Annotated in this window: 5 protein-coding genes; 2 read left to right on the forward strand and 3 right to left on the reverse strand. The window is 72.3% G+C overall.

Translation table 11 applies throughout. The features are described 5' to 3' along the window. The first annotated feature begins 327 nt into the window (after positions 1-327). Both tdh and KS423_RS34595 read left to right on the forward strand, forming a co-directional pair. The gene (gene tdh / locus KS423_RS34590) at positions 328-1,356 is read left to right on the forward strand and encodes an L-threonine 3-dehydrogenase (RefSeq protein ID WP_224283715.1); all 1,029 of its coding nucleotides are present in this window, start codon (positions 328-330) and stop codon (positions 1,354-1,356) included. Between the two features lie 52 nt (positions 1,357-1,408). Further along, the gene (locus tag KS423_RS34595; RefSeq protein WP_224283716.1) at positions 1,409-2,602 is read left to right on the forward strand and encodes a glycine C-acetyltransferase; all 1,194 of its coding nucleotides are present in this window, start codon (positions 1,409-1,411) and stop codon (positions 2,600-2,602) included. Between the two features lie 187 nt (positions 2,603-2,789). Here the strand turns inward: KS423_RS34595 and KS423_RS34600 are convergent, their stop codons facing one another. From KS423_RS34600 to KS423_RS34610, 3 genes are all read right to left on the reverse strand, one after another. Then, positions 2,790-4,355, reverse strand: coding sequence for a hypothetical protein (locus tag KS423_RS34600; protein WP_224283717.1), 1,566 nt, complete (start codon positions 4,353-4,355; stop codon positions 2,790-2,792). Between the two features lie 152 nt (positions 4,356-4,507). Further along, complete coding sequence (locus KS423_RS34605; RefSeq protein WP_224283718.1) at positions 4,508-5,878, reverse strand: hypothetical protein; 1,371 nt, start codon at positions 5,876-5,878, stop codon at positions 4,508-4,510. Between the two features lie 151 nt (positions 5,879-6,029). Further along, on the reverse strand, positions 6,030-6,665 hold a 636-nt coding region (locus tag KS423_RS34610; protein WP_374120079.1), incomplete at its 5' end, for a TolB family protein.

Raw genomic sequence — 6,665 nt, forward strand, 5'->3', positions numbered from 1 at the left:
ACGGGAGCACCGTCAGCCGGGTGCCCCGCCGGGCCGGCAGGCCCTGGTCGGGCACTCCGGGAGGCCGGCGGCCGGTGTCGTGGCGGCCGCCCCGCGCTCGGCCGGACGGGTGAGCACCGGCACGCCGCACCCGTCGTCGGCCGCGGCTCGGGCACGATCGTTCAGCCCAGCTGTGGCCGCCCTTAAGAATTCCTCGATGGACCGCACCCGCTCCGACCAGGCAGATTTCTGCCTGCCCGGAGCGCGTCGGTCACGAGCGGCCGAACCGGGCCCCCTCGGCCTGCCCCCGAACCCGCAGGCCGTCCCACCCGCACGTCAGGAGCCGCCGTGAAGGCACTCGTCAAGCAGCAGGCCGAGCCCGGGCTCTGGCTGATGGACGTCCCCATGCCCGAGATCGGCCCCGGCGAGGTGCTGATCAAGGTGCTGCGGACCGGCATCTGCGGCACCGACCTGCACATCCGCAAGTGGGACGGCTGGGCCCAGCAGACCATCAGGACCCCGCTGGTGCTCGGCCACGAGTTCGTCGGCGAGGTCGCCGAGATCGGCGCCGGCGTCGCGGACATCGCGGTCGGCGACCTGGTCAGCGGTGAGGGTCACCTGGTCTGCGGCAAGTGCCGCAACTGTCTGGCCGGCCGCCGCCACCTGTGCCGCAACACCATCGGCCTGGGCGTCAACCGCGACGGCGCCTTCGCCGAGTACGTGGCGCTGCCCGCCTCCAACGTCTGGGTGCACCGGGTGCCGGTCGACCTGGACGTGGCCGCGATCTTCGACCCGTTCGGCAACGCCGTGCACACCGCGCTGTCCTTCCCGCTGATCGGCGAGGACGTGCTGGTCACCGGCGCCGGCCCGATCGGCATCATGGCCGCCGCCGTCGCCAAGCACGCCGGCGCCCGCCACGTGGTGATCACCGACGTCTCCCCGTACCGCCTCGACCTGGCCCGCAAGGTCGGCGTGACGCTGGCGCTCGACGTCTCCCAGCACACCATCGAGGAGGGCCAGCAGAAGCTCGGCCTGCGCGAGGGCTTCGACGTCGGCCTGGAGATGTCCGGCCGCCCCGAGGCGATGCAGTCGATGATCGCCAACATGACCCACGGCGGGAAGATCGCCATGCTCGGCCTGCCCGCCGAGCAGTTCCCGGTGGACTGGGCCTCGATCGTCACCTCGATGATCACCATCAAGGGCATCTACGGCCGCGAGATGTTCGAGACCTGGTACGCGATGTCCGTGCTGCTGGAGGGCGGCCTGGACCTCAGCCCGGTGATCACCGGCCGCTACCCCGCCACCGACTTCGAGGCCGCCTTCGACGACGCCGCGAGCGGCAACTGCGGCAAGATCATCCTCGACTGGACGGTCTGAGCCCGACTCAGCCCCGCCGAACTGCTCCCGCCGAACTGCCAAGGAGACCGCAGTGTTCGACAACGTGCGCGCCGACGTCGCCACCACCCTGGACGAGATCCGCGAGGCCGGCCTGTTCAAGCCCGAGCGGGTGATCGGCACCCCGCAGAGCGCGGCGGTCACCGTCACCGCCGGCGGCCGCCCGGGCGAGGTGCTGAACTTCTGCGCCAACAACTACCTCGGCCTGGCCGACCACCCCGAGGTGCTCGCCGCCGCCAAGGACGCCCTGGACCGCTGGGGCTACGGAATGGCCTCGGTCCGCTTCATCTGCGGCACCCAGGACGTCCACAAGGAGCTGGAGGACCGCCTCTCGGCCTTCCTCGGCCAGGAGGACACGATCCTCTACTCTTCCTGCTTCGACGCCAACGGCGGTGTCTTCGAGACCCTGCTGGACGACCGCGACGCCGTCATCTCCGACGCGCTGAACCACGCCAGCATCATCGACGGCATCCGGCTCAGCAAGGCCCGCCGCCACCGCTACGCCAACCGCGACCTGGCCGACCTGGAGAAGCAGCTCCAGGACACCCGGGACGCCCGCCGCCGCCTGATCGTCACCGACGGCGTCTTCTCGATGGACGGCTACGTCGCCCCGCTGCGCGAGATCTGCGACCTGGCCGACCGCTACGACGCCATGGTCATGGTGGACGACTCGCACGCCGTCGGCTTCGTCGGCGCGAACGGCCGCGGCACCCCCGAGCTGCACGGCGTGATGGACCGCGTGGACATCATCACCGGCACCCTCGGCAAGGCCCTCGGCGGCGCCTCCGGCGGCTACGTCGCGGCCCGCCGGGAGATCGTCGCCCTGCTGCGCCAGCGCTCCCGCCCGTACCTGTTCTCCAACTCGCTGGCCCCGGTGATCGCGGCCGCCTCGCTCAAGGTGCTCGACCTGGTCGAGAAGTCCAACGAGCTGCGCGAGCGGCTGGCGGCCAACACCGCGCTGTTCCGCACGAAGATGACCGAGGCCGGGTTCGAGATCCTGCCCGGCGACCACCCGATCGCCCCGGTGATGATCGGCGACGCGGCCAAGGCCGGCCGGCTCGCCGAACTGCTGCTGGAGCGCGGCGTGTACGTGATCGGCTTCTCGTACCCCGTGGTGCCGCACGGCCAGGCCCGGATCCGGGTGCAGCTGTCCGCGGCGCACTCCACCGAGGACGTCGAGCGCGCCGTCGCGGCCTTCGTGGACGCGCGCGCCGAGCTGGAGGGCTGACCCCCACCCGGACTGCCCGTGGGCCGGACCGCTCGGAACCGGACCGGCCCACGGGCTCACAACCGCCGTGCGGCGGAGGTGAGTCGATCCGCCTCCGCCGCACGGCACACCAACCACCTGCCCCACCCTCCCGCTTCGGGGGCGGCACGTCGGCCCGGCCGACGTCCCGCCCCCGTCGTGGTTCCGGCTACTGTTCGTCGCCGTCCTCGTCCTGTTCGTCGTCGCCCTGGTCGCCGTCGATGCCCTGGTGGGAGCCGACGGGCTTGGCGAAGACCTGGGAGTTCTCGCTCGCCGCCGGGCCGTTGGCGCCGGCGACCAGGTTGCCGCTGGTCGAGTCGAACAGCACGGTCCGGCCGGAGGCGGCCACGATCGGGTCCCTCGACGAGCCGTTGCCGAACGAGCCGTCCGGGGCGTTGGACACCCGCTCGGTGCGGCCGGTGCGCAGGTCCTGGCGGTAGACGTCCCAGCCCGGGTGCTGCGGGCCGGCCACCAGGTTGTCGGCGGCGGACTCGAAGTAGATCCAGCGGTTGTCGGCGGTGATCGAGCCGTGGTCGGAGGAGCCGACCGAGCTGGTGCCGGGCAGGCCGCCGCTGACCTTCGTCACGACGCCCGTCCGCAGATCCCGTACGTAGAGCACGGTGTGGTAGCGGTGGCCGTTGGTCGAGCCGCCGGGCTCGGCCAGGGTGTAGATCGCGCGCCGCCCGTCGGGGCTGATCGTCGCCTCGAAGCTGGAGCTGCCGATCTGTCCGTCGAGGCCCGCGCTCACGGCGGTGAGCTTCCCGGACCGTACGTCGTAGGTGTAGTAGGGGGCGGCCGTCGGTCGGGCCAGGCTCGGCTGCGCCACGGCTTCCGGGACGCTGCGGCGCGCGGCCTCGGCGGCGCTCGGGGTGAGCTCCACGTCGGCGGAGGCGGTGGCCGCGGCGGCGAGGCCGGGGGTCTGATCGTCCGGCAGCAGGCTGGAGAGGGAACCGAAGCCGATGGTGCGGCCGTCCGCGCTGATCGTGGGGCGGATGGACGTGCTCTCGCCCGGCCTGCCGTTCGCGTCGCGGGAGACCAGCCGGGTGGTGTGGGTCCGGCGGTCGGTGAGGTAGACGTTGATCTTCCAGGTGTAGGGCCTGGCCAGCGAGGGCGCGGGATCGGGGTCCACGACGGTCGGGTCCAGGTCGGTCCGGGAGGACACGTAGGCCACGTACCGGCCGTCGGCGCTGATCGAGGGCGCGTACGAGTAGTGGAACCGGTCGGTGTCGGTGCTGGTGAGCCCGCCGCTGACCAGCTCGGTGCGGCCGGTCCTCCGGTCCCGGACGTACACCTCGGTGCGCCCCTTGACCTGCATGCCGGGCACCACGTTGTCGGCGTTGCTCTCGAAGGCGACGTAGCGGCCGTTGCCGCTGATCGCGGCCTGCTCCGTCCAGCCGTTCAGCACCTCGCCGGAGTCGGACAGGTCGACCCGCTCGGTGCGGCCGGTGCGCAGGTCCTTCACGTAGGCGTCGCGCCCGCCCAGCGCGGGCTGCTCGACCAGGTTCGTGGCCCAGGAGGTGAACAGGGCGTAGCGGCCGTTCGCGCTGATGCCCTGGGCCGAGGACTGGTTGTCGGGCGCGGCGCCGTTGAGTCCGACGCTGACCTGGACGGTGCCGCGCGGCACCGGGGCGGCCTGGGCCGGGGCGGCGGTGACGGCGAGCACGGCGGCCGCGGCCAGGACGCTGCCGCCGCCCGACAGCCACCGGTTGTGGGTCGTCCGGGTGGTACGGGTCATGAGGTCTTCCCCCTCTGATCGCCCGGCCGGGCTCCCTCCCGGCGACGGGCTTTTCGGGTGAGCCAATCGTCGGGAGGGCCGGTGGTCAACGGCTGCGGGTGATCTCGGCGAAAAATACGTCAACGGACGTATGCGGCAAGGGAATCAGGCCATCACAGGCGGCGCAGGAAGACGTCCAGCCGGTTGTTGGTGTCGTCCGGCACCAGGTCGCCGTCGGAGGCGTCGAAGATCACCGTGTCGCCGGTGGCGTCCACGTACGGGCCGTAGGAGGAGGCGGTGCTCTGCCTGCCGTCCCGGGTGAGGCTGATCCGTTCGATCCGGCCGGTCCACAGGTCGCGGCGGAACACGTCGCCGGCGTCGTTGGTGTCGTCGGGGACCAGGTTGTCGGCGCTGGAGTCGAAGTAGACCCAGCGGTCGTCGAGCGTCATGACGCCGTTGGAGGAGGACCACTTCGTGGTGGTGCCGGGCAGGTCGGTGTTGACCTTGGTGAGCTTGCCGGTGGCCAGCTCGTGGACGTACACGTCCAGCCGGTTGCCGTGGCTCGGGCCGGGGAAGCCGCCGACGAACACCGGGATGCTGTAGACCGCGTAGCGGCCGTCCGGGCTTATCCGGCCGTCGCGGGCGACGCCGATCAGCTCTCCGGTGTCGTCCAGGCTGGCGCCGACGACCGTGCCGGTGCCGGCCTTCCAGACGTAGTACGGGTAGTAGCGGGGCCCGGTCAGCTGGGGCGACCCGTCATCCGCGGCCGGGGTGCCCGGGAGCAGGTTGCCGGCCCGGGACGTGAAGCCGACGGTGGAGCCGTCGGCGCTGATCGTCGGGGTGAAAGAGTTGTTGTCGGCGCCCTCGCCCTCCGTGCCGACGGTGACCAGCCGGGTGGTGTGGGTCCAGCGGTCGGTGACGTAGATGTTGCTCCTGCCGCGCTTCACGCCGGGGGCGAGGTCCGTGCGGCTGGAGGAGTAGGCGACGTACCGGCCGTCCCAGCTGAGGGTGGGGCTGTCCGCCGTGCGGATGGTCTGGTCGTCGCCGCTCGGCAGGGCGGCGGCGGTGATCAGCTCGGTGCGGCCGGTCCAGCGGTCGCGGACGAAGACGTCGCTCTCGTGCCGAGGCTGTCCGGGGACGACGTTGGTGGCGGTGGTGCTGAAGGCCACGTAGCGGCCGTTGCCGCTGATCGAGGCGTCCGTGGTGGCGGCGTTCAGCGCGGAGCCGTCGTCGGCGACGCTGGCCCGCTCGATGTGGCCGTTGCGCAGGTCTCGGACGTAGACCTCGTCCGAGTTCGGGGTGCCGGCCACGGGCAGCAGGTTGGTCGCGGTGGAGCGGAACAGCGCGGAGCGGCCGTCACTGCTCAGTCCGAGCGCGGACGACTGGCCGTTGAGCTGCTCGCCCTTGAAGCCCTCGCTGACCCGGGCGGTGTCGCCCTTGGGCGGGCGGGCCTCGGCGGCGGGCATCGCGGCGCCGGCCACGGTGGCGGCCACCAGGACGGCGGCGGTACGGGCCAGTCGGCGGCGGGTGCGTGCGGTGGTCATGGATCGTCCTCCCCTGGGATCACCCGGCCGGGCTCCCTCCCGGCGGCGGGCTTTCGCAGAGCCAACCGTCGGGAGGACCGCTGGTCAACGGCCGGGCGTGATCCCGCCGGGAAATACGTCAACGGACGTATCCCCCAGGGGAGTCAGACGCTCACAGGCGGCGTCGGAAGACGTCCGTGGTGGTGTTGGCGACGCCCGGCACCAGGTTGCCGTCCTCGGCGCTGAACAGCAGCGTCGTGTCGTCGGCGTCGACCTGCGGGAAGAAGGCGGAGGTGGTGCTCTGCGAGCCGTCCTCGGTGAGGGTGACCCGCTCGGTGCGCCCGCTGCGCAGGTCGTGGCGGAAGATGTCGGCCTGCCCGTTGGTGTCGCCCGGCACCAGGTCGGCGACATCGGAGGTGAAGTACACCCAGCGGTCGTTCAGCGGCATCACGGGGTCGTAGGAGGAGTCGATGTTCGTGGCGCCGGACAGCGGCTTGTCGACCTTGGTGGTCTTGCCGGTGGCGAGCTCGCGGACGTAGACGTCCTGGTGCCGGCCGTGCGAGCCGGGCCGGCCGCCCTCCTCGAAGACGGTGTAGACCGCGTAGCGGCCGGAGGGGCTGATCCGCCCGTCGTTGCCGCTGCCGGTGAACTCGCCGGCCTCGTCGTAGCTGGCGCCGGTGATCCGCCCGGTGCGGGCGTCCCAGACGTAGTACGGGTAGGCGCGGATTCCGGCCAGCTCGGCGGGGGCGCCGGCGGCCCGCGGGGCCTGTGCGGCCTCGGCCCGGTCCGCGCCGTCGGGGGCGTCCGC

Origin of the sequence: Streptomyces sp. LS1784, assembly GCF_020103755.1 — a bacterium.
GTDB lineage: Bacteria > Actinomycetota > Actinomycetes > Streptomycetales > Streptomycetaceae > Kitasatospora.

Bases quoted from the DNA above. Each gene is read 5' to 3' on its own strand.
- KS423_RS34600 (WP_224283717.1), bottom strand. From the start codon at position 4,355: ATGACCCGTACCACCCGGACGACCCACAACCGGTGGCTGTCGGGCGGC.
- KS423_RS34605 (WP_224283718.1), bottom strand. From the start codon at position 5,878: ATGACCACCGCACGCACCCGCCGCCGACTGGCCCGTACCGCCGCCGTC.